Here is a 16996-nt window from a genome sequence, read left to right as displayed (position 1 = left end):
CTGTACCGCGTCGGACTCGCTTCGGTGCTGCGCCTATGGTTGCTCCTGCACTCCCAGGACCACCCTGCCCCTCGAAGGACAGCGATGCCCGCCAACACAACCGCCTCTTCCGGCTCTTCCGGCTCCGCCGGCGAGAAGACCGGCAAGAAGAAGGGGCGACGTGCCCGCCTGATCGTGATCGTCCTGGTGCTGGCGCTTGTCGCGGGTATCGGTTACGGCGCGTTCTGGTCCGTAGCTACCGTGCGGGCCTCGTACCCGCAGACGAACGGGTCGGTCAAGATCGACGGCCTCTCCGGAAGCGTCGACGTCAAACGCGACAGCTATGGAATTCCGCAGATCTACGCGGACTCCGACGCCGACCTGTTCCGCGCCCAGGGCTTCGTGCAGGCCCAGGACCGCTTCTGGGAGATGGACGTCCGCCGTCACCTGACGGCCGGCCGGCTCTCCGAGATGTTCGGCTCCGGTCAGGTCGACACGGACGCCTTCCTGCGCACGCTGGGCTGGCGCAAGATCGCGCAGGAGGAGTACGACACCGTCCTGTCCGCGGACACCAAGAAGAACCTCCAGGCGTATGCGGACGGGGTGAACGCCTACCTCAAGGGGCGCGACGGCAAGGACATCTCCGTCGAGTACGCCGCGCTCGGCCTGACCAACGACTACAAGCCGACCGAGTGGACCCCGGTCGACTCGGTCGCCTGGCTGAAGGCGATGGCCTGGGACCTGCGCGGCAACATGCAGGACGAGATCGACCGCTCGCTGATGACCAGCAGGCTCAGCGCGAAGCAGATCGCGGACCTGTACCCCGCGTACCCGTACGACAAGCACAGGCCGATCGTCGGCCAGGGCGCGATCGCGCCGGTCACCGGCGTGTTCGACCCGGCGGCGACGCCGTCCACCGGTGTCGGTTCGAGCACGGTGCAGGGCGCCACCGAGGGCCTGAACACCCAGCTCTCCTCGCTCTCCGACACCCTCGACGAGATCCCCGCGCTGCTCGGCCCGAACGGCAACGGCATCGGGTCCAACTCCTGGGTCGTCTCCGGCACGTACACCACCACCGGCAAGCCGCTGCTCGCCAACGACCCGCACCTGGCGCCGCAGCTGCCGTCGCTCTGGTATCAGATGGGGCTGCACTGCCGGCAGCTCTCGGCGACCTGCCGGTACGACACCGCCGGCTACACCTTCTCCGGCATGCCGGGCGTGATAATCGGCCACAACCAGGACATCGCCTGGGGCTTCACCAACCTCGGCGCGGACGTCACCGACCTCTTCCTGGAGAAGGTCTCCGGCGACGGCTACCAGTACGACGGCAAGGTGAAGCCCTTCGTCACCCGTAAGGAGACCATCAAGGTCGCGGGCGGTGCCAGCCGCCACATCACGGTGCGTGAGACGAACAACGGTCCGCTGGTCTCCGACCGCAGCGGTGAGCTGGAGAAGGTCGGCCAGAAGGCTCCCGTCACCAACTCCGCGCCGGACCGGGCCGACGGTTACGCGGTCGCCCTGAAGTGGACCGCGCTGCAGCCCGGGCACTCGATGGACGCCGTCTTCGAGCTGAACCAGGCCAAGGACTTCAAGACCTTCCGGGCCGCCGCCAGGCATTTCGAGGTGCCCTCGCAGAACCTCGTCTACGCGGACACCAAGGGCAATATCGGCTATCAGGCACCCGGCACGATCCCGGTCCGCAAGACGGGAGACGGCACGATGCCCAGCCCCGGCTGGACGTCGGCGTACGGCTGGCGCAAGGACCCGATCCCGTTCGACGAGCTGCCGTACGAGTACAACCCGAAGCGCGGCTACATCGTCACCGCCAACCAGGCCGTCATCGACGAGAAGAAGTACCCCCACCTCCTCACCAAGGACTGGGGCTACGGCACTCGCAGCCAGCGGATCAACGACCTCATCGAGTCGAAGATCAAGGGCGGCGGGAAGATCTCGACCGACGACATGCAGAAGATGCAGATGGACAACACCAGCGAGATCGCCGCGCTGCTGGTGCCCGAGCTGATGAAGATCAATGTCTCCGACAAGAGCGTCCGTGAGGCACAGAAGCTCCTGGAGGGCTGGGACTACACCCAGGAGCCCGACTCGGCGGCCGCCGCGTACTTCAACGCGGTCTGGCGCAACATCCTCAAGCTGGCCTTCGGCGACAAGCTGCCCAAGGAGCTGCGGGTCAAGGGCGAGTGCCTCACCGTGCTCCCGGCCGACAGCACGGGCCCGGTCGACGAGCAGGACAAGCCGGTGCGCGAATGCGGCCAGCGCGACACGGACTCGGCGCAGCCGGACGGCGGCGATCGCTGGTACCAGGTGGTCGCGAGCATCATGGACGACGAGAACAACGACTGGTGGAAGGCGCCGAAGAACCGCAAGGACACGGCGACCGAGAGCCGTGACGAGCTGTTCGGCCGCGCCATGAAGGACGCCCGCTGGGAGCTGACCGCCAAGCTCGGCAAGGACATCACCACCTGGAGCTGGGGCCGGCTGCACCAGCTGACCCTGAAGAACCAGACCCTCGGTACCGAAGGTCCCGATCTGCTCCAGCGGGCCCTCAACCGCGGCCCGTGGAACCTGGGTGGCGGCGAGGCCGCGGTCAACGCCGCCGGCTGGAACGCGGCGGGCGGCTACGAGGTCATCTGGGTCCCGTCGATGCGGATGGTCGTCAACGTGGGGGACTGGGACAAGTCCCGCTGGATCAACCTCACCGGCGCCTCCGGGCACGCGTTCAGCGCGCACTACACGGATCAGACCGACCTGTGGGCCAACGGTGACCTGCTCGACTGGTCCTTCGGGACGAATGCCGTGGCCCAGGCGACGAAGGACACGTTGACGCTCAAACCGTCCTGACGGGGCGGGCCGGCACAGCCGCGGCGGGCCGGCACCGGGGTGCCGGGCCCGGCGCGCTCCGGGCCCGGCTCAGACGGTGAAGCGCCGCGCTCCGGCCGGTGTCACCACGGCGTCCACGGGGTGGTCGTGCGGTTCCACGGGAACCTGCGCGACCACCTCGTCGTCGTAGAGCAGGACGATCAGGGCCGGATGCGCCCCGGCCGCCGAGAGCCGGGCCAGCACCCGGTCGTACGAACCGCCGCCGCGGCCGAGCCGCATCCCGCGCCCGTCCACCGCGAGCCCCGGCAGCAGGACCACGTCGGCGTCGAGGACGACGTCCGGCCCGAGCCGCGGACCGTCCGGTTCCAGCAGCCCGCGTCCTGCCCGCGCCAGGCTGCCGGCACCTTCGTAGGCGGCCCAGTCCAGATCGTTGTCCGGGAGGAGTACCGGCAGCAGCACGCGTACGCCCCGCGCGCGCAGCGCATCCAGGAGTGCACGGGTCCCCGGCTCGCTCCCCACCGAGACGTACGCGGCGACGGTGCGGGCCTCGGTCAGCTCCGGGAGGTCCATCGCCGCACGGGCCAGCACCACCGCGGTGTCCTGCACGTCGTCCCCGCTCAGGAGCGATCGCCCGGCAAGCAGTTCGCGCCGAAGCGCAGCCTTTGCGGACATGTCGGTATTCAACGGGCACCCGCAAGTCTCTCGTATGTACATATAGAGGTACAAAGTTAACCGGAGTCTAATCTTCACCCCAAAGGCACGGGCTATCGTTACGCGCATGACTCAGTCGCACCCCAGGATCAGCAAGGCTGTCATCCCGGCCGCAGGCCTCGGTACCCGCTTCCTGCCGGCCACCAAAGCCACTCCCAAGGAGATGCTGCCTGTCGTCGACAAGCCTGCGATCCAGTACGTCGTCGAGGAGGCGGTGGCCGCCGGCCTCTCCGACGTACTCATGATCACCGGACGCAACAAGCGCCCGCTCGAGGACCACTTCGACCGCAACTACGAACTGGAGTCGGCACTCACCCGCAAGGGAGACGCCGACCGGCTCCGGAAGGTCCAGGAGTCGAGCGACCTCGCCACCATGCACTACGTCCGCCAGGGCGACCCGCGCGGCCTCGGCCACGCCGTGCTGTGCGCCGCCCCGCACGTCGGCGACCAGCCGTTCGCGGTGCTCCTCGGCGACGACCTGATCGATCCGCGCGACCCGCTGCTCGCCCGCATGGTCGAGGTGCAGGAGCGCGAGGGCGGCAGCGTCATCGCGCTGATGGAGGTCGAGCCGGAGCAGATCCACCTGTACGGCTGTGCGGCCGTCGACACCACCGTCGACGGTGATGTCGTCAAGATCACCGGCCTGGTCGAGAAGCCCGATCCGGCGGACGCGCCCAGCAACCTCGCCATCATCGGCCGCTATGTGCTCGACCCGGCCGTCTTCGAGATACTGCGCAGGACCGAGCCGGGCCGCGGCGGCGAGATCCAGCTCACCGACGCCCTGCAACTGCTCGCCGAGGACGAGAAGGTCGGCGGCCCCGTGCACGGTGTCGTGTTCAAGGGCCGTCGCTATGACACCGGCGACCGCAGCGATTACCTCCGCGCCATTGTCAGACTCGCGTGCGAACGTGAAGATCTGGGCCCGGACTTCCGCGCCTGGCTCCGCAGTTACGTCACCGAGGAGATGTAGCACTTTGAGCAGCACGATCTGGTCGGTGGACGAGCACCTGGACGACATCCTCGCCGCGGTACGGCCGCTCGATCCCATCGAGCTGCAACTGCCCGAGGCCCAGGGCTGTGTCCTCGTCGAGGACGTCATGGTGGAGATCGCCCTGCCGCCCTTCGACAACAGCTCGATGGACGGTTACGCGGTCCGCATCGCCGATGTCGAGGGCGCCAGCGAGGAGTTCCCCGCGGTGCTCACCGTCATCGGTGACGTCGCTGCCGGCAGCGACGGACTCTCCGACGACCAGACCGTGGGCCCCGGCGAGGCCGCCCGCATCATGACCGGCGCCCCGCTGCCGGCCGGTGCGCAGGCCGTCGTACCGGTCGAGTGGACCGACGGCGGTACGGGGGGCGGCCCGGCGGACACCATGCGCGCCCACAGCGACGCCCCGCAGGACGCGGGCGGCGAGGTCCGCGTCCACCGCCCCGTCGCGGCACGTGCCCATGTGCGGGCCCGCGGCAGCGATGTACAGCCCGGCGATCTGGCCCTGCGGGCCGGTTCGGTCATCGGGCCGCCGCAGATCGGGCTGCTCGCCGCGATCGGCCGCTCCACCGTGAAGGTGCGGCCCCGGCCGCGCGTCGTCGTCATCTCCACCGGCAGCGAATTGGTGCAGCCCGGCGAGGAGCTGACCGGCGGCCGGATCTACGACTCGAACAGCTTCGCGCTGACGGCCGCCGCGCGTGACGCCGGAGCCATCTCCTACCGGGTCGGTGCCGTCGCGGACGACGCCGATACGCTCCGCGCCACGATCGAGGACCAGCTGATCCGCGCCGACATCGTCGTCACCACGGGGGGCGTCAGCGTCGGCGCGTACGACGTGGTCAAGGAGGCCCTGTCCTCCGTCGGCGACGAGGACGAGCCGGGCAGCGGCGTCGACTTCCGCAAGCTCGCCATGCAGCCGGGCAAGCCGCAGGGCTTCGGCTCGATCGGCCCCGAGCACACGCCGCTGCTGGCGCTGCCGGGCAACCCCGTCTCGTCGTACGTCTCGTTCGAGCTGTTCGTGCGGCCCGCGATCCGCAAGCTGATGGGCCTGGAAGAGCTGAACCGTCCGAGGGTCCGGGCCACCCTGAAGACCGACAAGGCCCTCACCTCGCCGGCCGGCAGGCGCCAGTTCCTGCGCGGCACGTACGACGCGGAGGAGGGCAGCGTCACGCCCGTCGGTGGCTCCGGGTCCCATCTGATCGCCGCCCTCGCCCAGGCGGACGCGCTGATCGTGCTGCCCGAGGACGTCACCTCCGCGGAGTCCGGCGCGGTCACCGAGGTGATCCTGCTCCGCTGAACGCGAGCCGGTGGCGGTACGGTGTCTGCCGCTGTGCCTTACCGGGGGACACCCCCCGGACCCCCGGCCCGCACCCCGGTGCGGGCCGAGCGGGCAACCGGCGCCCTACCGCTAGGCGGAGTTCAGTGAGTACGCAGAACAGGCTGACGCATATCGACGAGGCGGGCGCGGCCCGGATGGTCGACGTGTCCGAGAAGGACGTCACCGCGCGCGTGGCCCGCGCCAGCGGCCGGGTCCTCGTCTCGCCGCGCGTCGTCGAACTGCTCCGGGGCGAGGGCGTTCCCAAGGGCGACGCCCTGGCCACGGCCCGTATCGCCGGGATCATGGGCGCCAAGCGCACCCCCGAGCTGATCCCGCTCTGCCACCCGCTCGCCGTCTCCGGTGTGAAGGTCGACCTGAGCGTCGCCGACGACGCGGTGGAGATCCTCGCCACGGTGAAGACGACGGACCGCACCGGCGTCGAGATGGAGGCCCTGACGGCCGTCTCGGTCGCCGCGCTCACCGTGATCGACATGATCAAGGCGGTCGACAAGAGCGCGGTCATCACGGATGTCCGGGTCGAGGCGAAGTCCGGCGGCAAGTCCGGCGACTACCGGCGCCCCGCGCCGGAGGGAGCGGACGCATGACGGTGCCCGAGGCCGTGCCGGCCGGCGGTTCGCACGAGGGCGCGCCTTCCGGCCGTGAGCACCGGGCCGCACCGTCCGGCAGCGCGCTGCCCGCCCCCCGTTCCGCACTCGTCGTGACCGCGTCGAACCGTGCCTCGGCAGGGGTCTACGCCGACCGGGGCGGCCCCTTGATCGTCGAGGCGCTCACCGCGCTCGGCTTCACCGTCGACGGGCCGCAGGTCGTCCCCGACGGCGACCCCGTCGAGCAGGCACTGCGGGCAGGGGTGGCCGCCGCGTACGACGTCATCGTCACCACCGGCGGTACGGGCATCTCGCCGACCGACCGCACCCCCGATGTCACCCGCCGCGTCCTCGACCACGAGATCCCCGGCATCCCCGAGGCGATCCGCGCCGAGGGCCGCGACAAGGTCCCCACGGCGGCGCTCTCCCGGGGCCTCGCAGGTGTGGCCGGCCGGACCCTCGTCGTGAACCTGCCGGGCTCCACCGGCGGGGTGCGCGACGGGCTCGCCGTCCTCGAACGCCTTCTGGTGCACGCCGTCGACCAGCTGCGCGGCGGCGACCACCCCCGACCCGGGAGCCCGAGCTGAACGTCCCCACCTGGCCGGTGACCCTGACGGACGGCGTGATCGCCCTCCGGCCGATAAAGCTGCGTGACCAGCGTGTGTGGCGCGAGGTCAACCGGCGCAACCGTGACTGGCTGCGCCCCTGGGAAGCGACCGTCCCGCCGCCCGGCCCGGGTGGCCCGGTGGCCCGGCGCCCCACGTACCGTCAGATGATCCGCCATCTGCGCTCGGAGGCGAACGCGGGCCGGATGCTGCCCTTCGCCATCGAGTACGAGGGCCGCCTGGTCGGGCAGTTGACGGTCGCCGGCATCACGTGGGGATCGATGTGCTCGGGCCATATCGGTTACTGGGTGGACCAGGAAGTGGCGGGCCGCGGTGTGATGCCGACGGCGGTCGCCCTCGCCGTCGACCACTGCTTCAGGTCGGTCGGACTTCACCGCATCGAGGTGTGCATTCGCCCCGAGAACGGGCCCAGCCGAAGAGTCGTGGAGAAACTCGGATTCCGCGAGGAAGGGCTGCGTCCACGCTATCTCCACATTGACGGCGCATGGCGGGACCATCTGATCTTCGCGCTCACCGCGGAGGAAGTGCCCGACGGGCTGCTTCGGCGCTGGCATCGGGCGCGGCCGGAACGCCACGCAAAATAAAATAAGTGTTCGAAATTGATCGCGGCGCGACTGCTAACGAGCACGCAAACGCCGACTGTTGATCCGAACAATCACAAAAAAAGTCCGTGATATCAGCCAGATCGTGCGACACACCGGGCCAATTGGCGGATGCCCCCGTGCAAACCCCTCTACGGTGTGAGACGTGAGCAGCAGCGGCCTCATCTATGCAGTCATCGTCGGGGCGTGGGCCGCCTACTTGGTGCCGATGTGGCTCCGCAGGCAGGACGAGCTCAACGAAGCCCGTCCGACGGAACGCTTCAGCACCGCCATCCGGCTGCTGTCCGGACGGGCGGCCATGGAGCGCCGGTACGCCAAGGAGCTGCGGGAACGCACCGCCGAGGAGGCGGAGCCCGACGCCGACCCGGACGTGGTCACGGACCGAATGGATTCCGTGGACGTCCGGGCCTTTGCCGCGCCTCCGGCGCACACCGAAGCCCGCGTGAACGACCCGGCGCATGCGCCGGAGCGTGCGGCTTCCGCGTCGCAGGCGCCCGAGCAGCAGACCCAGGACAGACCCGCACACCCGACTGTGCCCGCGCCCGCACGGCGCGCGCGCCCCGGTGGAATCGACGCGGAGCGCGCCCGGCGCGCCCAGCGCTCGCAGGTGCTGGCGCGCCGCCGGCGCACCACGTCGATCCTCTTCCTCGCCTTCACTCTCGGCGCGGTCGTCGCCGCGGTCGGCGGTCTCCACTTCCTCTGGGCGCCCGCGGTGCCGGCCGTGCTGCTGAGCACGTACATCGTGCATCTGCGGGCCCAGGAACGGCGCCGGTTCGCCTTCACCATGGACCGGCGCAGGGCGGAGGTGGCGGCTCAGCACCTGCGCGAGAACCGCCCCCGCAGGCACCAGCCGGCGGCGACGGCGCCCGCCGAGCCCGACGAGGAGCCCGAAGCGCGCCGCCCCGAGTCCGATCCCGTTCCCACGGTCTCCCCGCAGGAAGCGGGCCGCCGCGCGCTGGTCGAGCAGACGGACCACGCGGAATGGGTCGACCAGCAGCGCGAACGCGGCCGGGCCCAGGGCGACAGCTGGGAGCCGGTCCCGGTCCCGTTGCCGACGTACGTCACCGCCCCCGTCGCCCCACGCGCCACGGGCGGCGTCGAGGTCGGCAATCCGGAGACCTGGAGCGCGGCCCGCTCCAGCACCGCCGAACCGACGCAGACGGGCACGGCGGCCCCCGCGGCGCCACCGGTGGACACGGCCCCGCGCCAGCGCACCAACACGTCCCGCCGCACCCGCGACCGCGGCCGGACCCCGCTCTTCGACCAGTACGAGGACGGCGACCGGCCCCGCGCCGCCAACGAGTGAGACCTGCTGTGAGGCCGACCCGGCTGACCAGCGGGGGAGCGGATTTCCAAGCACCCCGGTGAGGGTGCTAGAGTTTCACTCGTTGCAAGGGCCTGTGGCGCAGTCTGGTAGCGCACCTCGTTCGCATCGAGGGGGTCTGGGGTTCAAATCCCCACAGGTCCACCGCAGCCAAAGAGCCCCTACCGGGGAAATCCGGTAGGGGCTCTTTGGCGTTGTGCGGCAGCTGAGTACAGCCGAAAAAGCTTCGCCCCCGGCCGGCCGGTCGTGGGGGAGAAGAGCGGTTCGTGCAGCGGCGAAGGTTCGTGGTTCGTACAACGGTCGAACTCGGGGGCGCCTACGCTGTTTTCGCTCGCCCCGCCCGCCCGGTGCCGCCCCTCGTGGCGACCGCGCGGCAGGACGGGTCGCAGTTTCCCGCCCGCGATTCCCGTACGGAGGAGCGTCCTGTGACGGCCGGCCCGCTCAAGCCCCTGATCGACACCACCACACCCCATCCGGCGCGCGTCTACGACTGGCTCCTCGGCGGCAAGGACAACTATCCGGTCGATCAGGCGGTGGGGGAGAAGCTGCCCCCGGAGGCGCGGGCCAATGCGGCGCGGAACCGGGCCTTCATGCACCGGGCCTCCGCCTGGCTGGCGCACCGGGGCGTCGATCAGTTCCTCGATGTCGGCACCGGCATTCCCACCTCGCCGAACCTGCACCAGATCGTCCAGGCGATCACGCCCTCGGCCCGGATCGTGTACACGGACAACGACCCCATCGTTCTGCGTCATGCGGAGGCGCTGCTCGTCAGCAGTCCCGAGGGGGCCACCCACCACATCCACGCGGACGTGCGGCAGCCGCAGCTGATCCTCGACCGCGCCCGTGAACTGCTGGACTTCGACAGGCCCATTGCTCTGTCCCTGATCGCGCTCATGCACTTCCTGCCCGACGACCAGGACCCGTACGGGATCACCCGCACCCTGGTGGACGCCCTGCCGTCGGGCAGCTATCTGGTGCTGTCGCACGGTACGGCCGACCAGCATCCGGAGCTCCGCGACGAGACCGAGTCCGCGTACAAGAAGGGCGCCATCGCGCTGCGGATGCGCACGCGCAGTGAGGTCGAGCCGTTCTTCGGCGGTCTGGATCTCGTCGAGCCCGGGCTGGTGACGGCCGCGGAGTGGTACCAGGAGGAGCCGGCTCCTCAGAACGAGCGCAGCGGCTTCCACGTGGGTGTCGGGCGCGTGCGGTGAGCACAGCGGGCGGTGCCGATGCCGGTGCCCCGTCGTGATCCTGTGTCAGGCGCCGGTCGCAGGCGCGCCGGCCGCGGACGTCGAGGCCCTGCACCGGCTGATCGCGCGCGGCGCGCTCGTCGCCGGCTGCCGGGCGGCCGCCGGGCCCGGAGCAGCCCGAGCCGTTCGACGCCGCGCAGTTCGTGTTCTTCAGCGGGCCCTGTACCGGAACAGTGCCCGGCTCACGATTCCTGGAGCGGTTTGGCGAAGCAGAGGCTGTTCTCGTACGTGCGGTAGTAGCCGAACTTCTCGCAGGGGGCATAGCCGCTGGAGACGTACAGCGCGACGGCCTCCGGCTGCTGGTTGCCGGTCTCCAACACCATCCGGGTGCGGCCCGCTGCCCGTGCGTCCGCTTCGAGGGCGGAGAGGATACGGCGGGCCAGACCCTGTCCGCGGCTTTCCCGGATCACGAACATCCGCTTGAGCTCGGCGTCGCCGTCCGAGTAGCCCTCCCCGTTCCGGTCCTGGGCGCGCCAGCCGCCGGTGGCGACCGGCGCGTCCGACTCGTCGTAGGCGAGCAGATACAGACCGTTCGGCGGCCGGAACATCGACGGGTCGAGCGGTGTGACATCGCCCTCGTCCCCGTAGCGCTCGGCGTACTCGAGCTGCACCTCGTCGTTGAGTTTGACGGCGTCGGGGTGGTCGAACGACCGCGGCTGGATATGCATACGAAGTATGGTACATGTATGCGACAGCGGTTGTCGGTATTGTTCCGGGATGCTCACCGTGACCACTGTAAATGTGAACGGGCTCCGCGCCGCCGCGAAGAAGGGCTTCACCGAGTGGCTGGCGCAGACCGACGCCGATGTGATCTGCCTGCAGGAAGTGCGCGCCGAACCGCAGCAGCTCGCTGCCGAGGTGCGTGAGCCCGACGGCTGGCACACCGTGCATGCACCGGCCGGCGCCAAGGGGCGGGCCGGGGTCTCGCTGTACACGCGCCGCGCACCGGAGCGGGTGCAGATCGGCTTCGGCGGCTTCGGGGACGCCGGGAGCGAGGAGTTCGACGGCAGTGGCCGGTACGTCGAGGTCGACCTGCCCGGTGTCACGGTGGCGAGCCTGTACCTGCCCTCCGGTGAGGTCGGCACGGAGCGGCAGGATGAGAAGGAGCGCTTCATGGACGCGTTCCTGCCGTACCTGAAGGGGCTCAGGGGGCGGGCCGCGGCCGACGGCCGCGAGGTGCTGGTGTGCGGCGACTGGAACATCGCCCACCAGGAGGCCGACCTGAAGAACTGGAAGGGCAACAAGAAGAACTCCGGCTTCCTGCCGGAGGAGCGGGAGTGGCTGACCCGGGTCTTCGGTGAGGCCGAGTACGTCGATGTGGTGCGGGCGCTCCACCCCGACGAGGAAGGGCCGTACTCCTGGTGGTCCTACCGGGGACGGGCCTTCGACAACGACACGGGCTGGCGCATCGACTACCAGGTGGCGACCGCCGGTCTCGCCGGGCGTGCGGTGAAGGCGTGGGTGGAGCGGGCCGCCACGCATGCCGAGCGGTGGAGCGACCATGCGCCGGTGACGGCCGTCTTCAACCTGTAAGGGTGCGGCGGTAGCTGCTGCCGTCCTTGGGCCGGGTCAGCAGGCCGGCCTCCACCAGGTAGCGGCGCAGCGCCGGGTAGTCGTCGTGCACTGTCAGCAGCGCCTCGTTGACCTCGCGCTCGCTGTATGTGCGGTCCGGCTCGAACAGCGTCTGCGTCAGGTGGACGAGCAACTGTTCGCGGCGGGCCGGCTTGCGGGGGATCGAGGTCAGCCGTCCGCGGGAGAACAGGGCTTCGACCCCGTGCGAACCGCTCGGATTGGTTTCGGGCATGGGCGGAAGCCTTGCGCACGGGCGGGGCCGCGGGCAACGCGATTTCGGTCGAGGCTCGCGGGGGTACTGCTTCGAGGGCTACGGCTCCGACGGCTGCGACCCGGTGTCGTCGTCCCGGCGCAGCCTGCGGTCCAGAGCCATCGACAGTTCCGCGTCCACCACCGCGCGGGCGAGCGGGCGGAGTTGGGGCGGTTCCGGCTCCGTGGAGTGGGCCCGCATCACCCCGACGAAGAGGTCGGCGAGCGCGTCCGCGTGTGCGCGGACCTCGCGGCCCGCCGAGAGCACCGCGGAGAGGGGTACCCCTTCCCGTACCAGCTCCGCCGACACCTCCAGGAGGCGGCGGCTGATGTGCACGATCTCGTCGCCGTCGGTGGCGAGATAGCCCAGGTCCAGGGCAGCGGCGAGGTTCTCCGCGGTGACCTCGCCCTCGAAGTAGTCCGCGAGCTGTTCGGGTGTGAGGTGGACCGGGGTCTCCTCGGTCGGTTCGCCCAGCCCCAGGACCTCGGCGACATCGCGGCCGCTCTCGAAGGTGCGGGCCAGATCGGCGATCCCGGTCAGGGTGTGGCCCCGCTCGAGCAGGCCGGTGATCGTCCGCAGTCGCGCCAGGTGGTGGTCGTCGTACCAGGCGATGCGTCCCTCCCGGCGCGGTGGCGAGATCAGACCCCGCTCCCGGTAGAAGCGCACGGTCCGCACGGGGATGCCGGCCTCCTTGGCCAGCTCCTCCATGCGGTATTCGCGGTGCTCGCGTCCTTCAGCCACAACGGCACCCTATGTTGTACCGTCGGTAACTTTCCCTTGCCGGACCCCTACCCATCGGTACGGGCCTGCTCTACTCTCCCAACAATGCCAGTGATTGCTGGCAGAGTCGTGTGACGTACCGCGGGAGGCGGCAGCATGGCCCAGCACGAGCATGTACGAGTGGCGGTGATCGGATCCGGATTCGGGGGCCTGGGGGCCGCCGTCCGGCTGCGCCGCGAAGGCATCACCGACTTCGTCGTCCTGGAACGGGCCGACTCCGTCGGCGGCACCTGGCGCGACAACAGCTATCCGGGCTGCGCCTGCGACGTGCCGTCCCATCTCTACTCGTTCTCGTTCGCCCCCAACCCTGACTGGCCGCGCACCTTCTCCGGACAGGAGCACATCCGCGCCTACCTGGAACACGTCGCCGACACCTTCGGTCTGCGCCCGCACATCAGGCTGGGCCACGAAGTGACGATGATGCGGTGGAACAGCGACGAGCTGAACTGGACGATCGAGTCCGCGAACGGGACCACGATCGTCGCCGATGTCGTCGTCTCCGCGACCGGCCCGCTCTCCGACCCGAAGATGCCGGACATGCCCGGTCTCGCCGACTTCCCCGGCAAGGTCTTCCACTCGGCCCGCTGGGACCACGACTACGACCTGACCGGCAAGCGCGTCGCCGTGATCGGCACCGGCGCCTCCGCCATCCAGATCGTGCCGGCGATCCAGTCGAAGGTCGGCCGTCTCACCCTGTTCCAGCGCACCCCGCCGTGGGTCATGCCGCGCATGGACCGCAACATCAGCGGTACCGAGCGATGGCTGCACCGCACGCTGCCGTTCACCGGCGCCGCGCGTCGCGGACTGCTGTGGGGCATAAGGGAGTTGCAGGTCAGCGCCTTCACCAAGCACCCGAACGAGCTCGGTCTCGTCGAGAGGATCGCCAAGTCCAACATGGCCCGGGCCATCAAGGATCCGGCGCTGCGGGCCAAGCTGACCCCGTCGTACCGCATCGGCTGCAAGCGGATCCTGCTCTCCAGCAGCTACTACCCGGCTCTCGCCCAGCCCCACGTGGATGTGGTCGCCTCGGGGCTGACCGAGGTGCGCGGTTCCACGGTCGTCGCCGCCGACGGAACGGAGGCCGAGGTCGACGCGATCATCTTCGGTACCGGCTTCCATGTGACGGACATGCCGATCGCCGACCGCGTCGTCGGCGCGGAGGGCATCACGCTCGCCGAGTCCTGGAAGGACGGCATGCAGTCGCTGCGCGGCGCCACCGCCGCGGGCTTCCCCAACTGGATGACGATCATCGGCCCCAACACGGGGCTCGGGAACTCCTCCATGATCCTGATGATCGAGTCCCAGCTGAACTACATGGCGGACTATCTGCGCCAGTTGAACGTCCTGGGCGGGCGGGTCGCGCTCGGTGCGCGGACGTCGGCGGTCGGGGTGTGGAACCGGCGGGTCCAGGAGCGGATGAAGCGGACCGTGTGGAACACCGGCGGCTGCACCAGCTGGTATCTGGACGCCAACGGGCGCAACACCACGGTCTGGCCGGGTACGACCGGTGAGTTCCGCCGGGCGACGCAGGCGGTGGACCTCGGGGAGTACGAGGTCATCCGGCCACCGAAGCCCGATGCCGCCGGGACCGCCGTCGCGCGGAAGGCCGTCGCCGAGGAGGTCGCCCGATGAGCCGGCCGCTGCGTCGCGAGGACGCCCCACCGGTGCCCGCGCAGGAACTCACCGCCGTCTCCGCCGACGGCTCCCGCATCCACGTCGAGGTGCACGGGCCGGACGGTGCGCCCGCGGTGGTGCTGGCACACGGCTGGACCTGCAGTACCCACTTCTGGGCCGCGCAGATCCGGGACCTGGCGGTGGACCACCGGGTCATCGCCTACGACCAGCGCGGCCACGGCCGTACGCCCGCCGTCGCCCGCGGGGGGTACAGCACCGACGCGCTCGCCGACGACCTCGAAGCGGTGCTGGCCACCGCCCTCGCCCCCGGCGAGCGCGCGGTGCTTGCCGGGCACTCCATGGGCGGCATGACGCTGATGGCCGCGTCGCGACGGGCCGGGCTGCGCGAGCACGCGGCGGCCGTACTGCTGTGCAGCACCGGCAGTTCGCGGCTGATCGACGAGTCGCTCGTCGTACCGATGCGGGCCGGCGCGGTCCGGACCCGGATGACCCGCGCCATCCTCGGGTCGCGGGCCCCGCTCGGTCCGGTCACATCCGTCTCGAAGCGGATCCTCAAGTACGCGACGATGGGTTCCGGTTCGGCCCCGGAGCGGGTCGATTCCTGCGCCCGGATCGTGCACGCCTGCCCGCGGGCGCCGCGGGTCGCCTGGGGGCACGTGCTCGCGGAGCTCGATCTCGACGCGGGGGTACGGGAACTGCGGGTGCCCACGGCCGTGATCGCGGGCACCGAGGACCGGCTGACGCCGCCCGTCCACGCGCGCGCCCTGGCGGCGGCGCTGCCCGTCCCCCTCGGGCTCACCGAGCTGGCCGGCATGGGCCACATGACGCCGGTGGAGGCGCCGGAGGCGGTCACCGCGAAGATCCGGGAACTGGTGGCCGGGTATGTCACGCCCGCCGCCGGTACCACCAGTGACAGTGTGGAGGAGGAGGTCGTATGAGCGGCAGGCGCAGTCTCGAAGGACAGGTCGTGGTCGTCACGGGCGCGGCCCGCGGAGTGGGCGAGCTGCTGGCCCGCAAGCTCTCGGCGCGTGGTGCGAAGCTGGCGCTGGTCGGTCTCGAGCCGGACGAACTGAAGAAGGTCTCCGAGCGGCTGCACGCGGAGAGCGACCACTGGTACGCGGACGTCACCGACCATGTGGCGATGGCGCAGGTCGCGCAGGAGGTGAAGGAGCGGTTCGGCAAGGTCGACGTCGTCGTCGCCAATGCCGGGGTCGCCTCGGGCGGGCCGTTCGCCGACTCCGACCCGGATGCGTGGCGGCGGGTCATCGAGGTCAATCTGATCGGCGGCGCGGTGACGGGGCGGGCGTTCCTGCCCGTACTGATGGAGAGCCGGGGCTACTTCCTGCAGATCGCGTCGCTCGCCGCGATCACTCCGGCGCCGATGATGACCGCGTACTGCGCGTCGAAGTCGGGCGTGGAGGCGTTCGCGCACAGCCTGCGGGCGGAGGTCGGGTACCGGGGGGTGAAGGTCGGCGTCGGCTATCTGTCCTGGACGGACACCGACATGGTGCGCGGCGCCGACGAGGACGACGTCATGCGGGAGTTGCGGCAGCGGCTGCCGTGGCCATCGAACCGCACGTACCCGCTGGGCCCGGCGATCGACCGGATCGTGGCGGGCATCGAACGGCGGTCCGCGCATGTGTATGCGCAGTGGTGGCTGCGGGGCATGCAGCCGGTGCGGGGCTACCTGCCGGCGCTCATCGGCGTGGTCGGGCAGCGCGAGATGAAACGGTTCGGGCCGCGACTGGCGGGCGTGAGCAAGGGGCTCGTGGGCGCGGGGGGCGCGGCGGACGAGAGCGCGCGGGGTGTGCGCACGCAGCGTGACTGATCGAAATGCGTGGAATGTGCCGTCGTGTAACTCTGGTCGAGGCCCCTCCGGGGGCCACCCCATCGCATCCCGAACACCCCACTAGGAGTGAACAGCATGGGTATTGCAGACCAGTTCAAGGACAAGGCGCAGGAGCTCGCCGACCAGGCGAAGAAGAACGTCGGCGACAAGAAGGGCGGCGACACGCGGCAGAAGTCGCCCCAGTCGGACCGGGCGCACGACAAGGCCCAGGGCACGACGCGCGGCGCTGCGCGGGGCGGGGCGCGGAGCGCTTCGCCGGGTGCTGCGCGGGGTGCTGCGCAGGGCTCGCGCAACCGGATCGACGACCAGTCTTGACTTGATCGTTGGTCGCCTGCGCGAGGATGTGGCTGAGGCTTCGCGCAGGTGAGGGGCGCGTCCGGGAGACCGGGCGCGCCCTTTCGCGTGCGCGGGGTGTTTCCGCCGTTCCGGCGGGAGCTGCCCCCGCCCGCCGTTCTCAATCGCCCGAGGGGTTGGGCGCGTTCGGCGGGTACGTGCTGAGACGCGTCGGCCCCTCCGGCCGCTGTTCCCCAATCGCCGGAGAGGCTCGGTGCGTTGGTCGGTGGGCGGGGTCTGCGCGTCGGCGTTCGGGGGGTGTCCCGGTTCCCTGACTCTCAATTGCCGCAGGGCATGGGTGTGTTCATCGGGGGGAACGGAGTCGTCCGCGCGTCG

The 16996-nt window shown here is 70.5% G+C and carries 17 protein-coding genes and 1 tRNA gene; 14 read left to right on the top strand and 4 right to left on the bottom strand.

Features of this window, described 5'->3' with window-relative positions; translation table 11 throughout:
* Window positions 1-84 precede the first annotated feature (84 nt).
* A complete protein-coding gene (locus LRD69_RS12635) occupies window positions 85-2838 on the top strand; it encodes a penicillin acylase family protein (protein ID WP_277326668.1) in 2754 nt (917 codons plus the stop codon).
* 69 nt (window positions 2839-2907) lie between these two features.
* On the opposite strand, the gene LRD69_RS12630 is transcribed toward LRD69_RS12635, so the two are convergent.
* A complete protein-coding gene (locus tag LRD69_RS12630; RefSeq protein WP_277326667.1) occupies window positions 2908-3489 on the bottom strand; it encodes a 5-formyltetrahydrofolate cyclo-ligase in 582 nt (193 codons plus the stop codon).
* 106 nt (window positions 3490-3595) lie between these two features.
* Between LRD69_RS12630 and galU the strand changes: the two genes are divergently transcribed.
* The 8 genes from galU to LRD69_RS12590 all read left to right on the top strand — a co-directional run bounded on the left by galU (window position 3596) and on the right by LRD69_RS12590 (window position 10202).
* Window positions 3596-4498 (top strand): UTP--glucose-1-phosphate uridylyltransferase GalU, encoded by a 903-nt coding sequence (gene galU / locus LRD69_RS12625; protein ID WP_277326666.1) that lies wholly within the window; start codon window positions 3596-3598, stop codon window positions 4496-4498.
* A 4-nt stretch (window positions 4499-4502) separates the two neighbouring features.
* Window positions 4503-5813: a gephyrin-like molybdotransferase Glp gene (gene glp / locus LRD69_RS12620; protein WP_277326665.1), complete on the top strand. Its 1311-nt coding sequence runs from the start codon at window positions 4503-4505 to the stop codon at window positions 5811-5813.
* A 125-nt stretch (window positions 5814-5938) separates the two neighbouring features.
* Window positions 5939-6439, top strand: coding sequence for a cyclic pyranopterin monophosphate synthase MoaC (gene moaC / locus LRD69_RS12615; RefSeq protein WP_277326664.1), 501 nt, complete (start codon window positions 5939-5941; stop codon window positions 6437-6439).
* Window positions 6436-7026: a MogA/MoaB family molybdenum cofactor biosynthesis protein gene (locus LRD69_RS12610; RefSeq protein WP_277326663.1), complete on the top strand. Its 591-nt coding sequence runs from the start codon at window positions 6436-6438 to the stop codon at window positions 7024-7026. The genes moaC and LRD69_RS12610 overlap by 4 nt, the downstream gene beginning before the upstream one ends.
* Window positions 7027-7043: 17 nt before the next feature.
* Window positions 7044-7649 (top strand): GNAT family protein, encoded by a 606-nt coding sequence (locus LRD69_RS12605; protein ID WP_277326662.1) that lies wholly within the window; start codon window positions 7044-7046, stop codon window positions 7647-7649.
* Between the two features lie 163 nt (window positions 7650-7812).
* Complete coding sequence (gene glpR, locus LRD69_RS12600) at window positions 7813-8973, top strand: gephyrin-like molybdotransferase receptor GlpR (protein WP_277326661.1); 1161 nt, start codon at window positions 7813-7815, stop codon at window positions 8971-8973.
* Window positions 8974-9061: 88 nt separating this feature from the next.
* Window positions 9062-9135, top strand: a tRNA-Ala gene (locus tag LRD69_RS12595).
* 281 nt (window positions 9136-9416) lie between these two features.
* Window positions 9417-10202: an SAM-dependent methyltransferase gene (locus LRD69_RS12590; RefSeq protein ID WP_277326660.1), complete on the top strand. Its 786-nt coding sequence runs from the start codon at window positions 9417-9419 to the stop codon at window positions 10200-10202.
* 221 nt (window positions 10203-10423) lie between these two features.
* Here the strand turns inward: LRD69_RS12590 and LRD69_RS12585 are convergent, their stop codons facing one another.
* On the bottom strand, window positions 10424-10909 hold the full coding sequence (locus LRD69_RS12585) for a GNAT family N-acetyltransferase (protein WP_277326659.1): 486 nt from the start codon (window positions 10907-10909) through the stop codon (window positions 10424-10426).
* Window positions 10910-10958: 49 nt separating this feature from the next.
* Here LRD69_RS12585 and LRD69_RS12580 point away from each other — a divergent pair, with 49 nt between their 5' ends.
* Window positions 10959-11774: an exodeoxyribonuclease III gene (locus LRD69_RS12580; RefSeq protein ID WP_277326658.1), complete on the top strand. Its 816-nt coding sequence runs from the start codon at window positions 10959-10961 to the stop codon at window positions 11772-11774.
* Here LRD69_RS12580 and LRD69_RS12575 read toward each other — a convergent pair.
* Both LRD69_RS12575 and LRD69_RS12570 read right to left on the bottom strand, forming a co-directional pair.
* The gene (locus tag LRD69_RS12575; protein WP_277326657.1) at window positions 11764-12045 is read right to left on the bottom strand and encodes a DUF2087 domain-containing protein; all 282 of its coding nucleotides are present in this window, start codon (window positions 12043-12045) and stop codon (window positions 11764-11766) included. The two genes, LRD69_RS12580 and LRD69_RS12575, sit on opposite strands and share 11 nt — an antisense overlap.
* 78 nt (window positions 12046-12123) lie before the next feature.
* A complete protein-coding gene (locus tag LRD69_RS12570; RefSeq protein WP_277329716.1) occupies window positions 12124-12771 on the bottom strand; it encodes a MerR family transcriptional regulator in 648 nt (215 codons plus the stop codon).
* A gap of 168 nt (window positions 12772-12939) precedes the next feature.
* Here LRD69_RS12570 and LRD69_RS12565 point away from each other — a divergent pair, with 168 nt between their 5' ends.
* The 4 genes from LRD69_RS12565 to LRD69_RS12550 all read left to right on the top strand — a co-directional run bounded on the left by LRD69_RS12565 (window position 12940) and on the right by LRD69_RS12550 (window position 16642).
* Complete coding sequence (locus LRD69_RS12565) at window positions 12940-14475, top strand: NAD(P)/FAD-dependent oxidoreductase (protein WP_277326656.1); 1536 nt, start codon at window positions 12940-12942, stop codon at window positions 14473-14475.
* Entirely contained in the window at window positions 14472-15416 is a 945-nt protein-coding gene (locus LRD69_RS12560; RefSeq protein ID WP_277326655.1) for an alpha/beta fold hydrolase, read from the top strand. The genes LRD69_RS12565 and LRD69_RS12560 overlap by 4 nt, the downstream gene beginning before the upstream one ends.
* Window positions 15413-16306: an SDR family oxidoreductase gene (locus tag LRD69_RS12555; protein WP_277326654.1), complete on the top strand. Its 894-nt coding sequence runs from the start codon at window positions 15413-15415 to the stop codon at window positions 16304-16306. Before LRD69_RS12560 ends, LRD69_RS12555 begins: the two co-directional genes overlap by 4 nt.
* A 96-nt stretch (window positions 16307-16402) precedes the next feature.
* Window positions 16403-16642 carry a hypothetical protein gene (locus LRD69_RS12550; protein ID WP_277326653.1) on the top strand — a complete coding sequence of 80 codons (240 nt, stop codon included), beginning with the start codon at window positions 16403-16405 and terminating at the stop codon, window positions 16640-16642.
* Window positions 16643-16996: the final 354 nt, after the last annotated feature.

It is taken from the genome of Streptomyces sp. JH14 (assembly GCF_029428675.1).
Taxonomy (GTDB): domain Bacteria; phylum Actinomycetota; class Actinomycetes; order Streptomycetales; family Streptomycetaceae; genus Streptomyces.
This window is presented reverse-complemented; position numbering and strand designations above follow the sequence as displayed.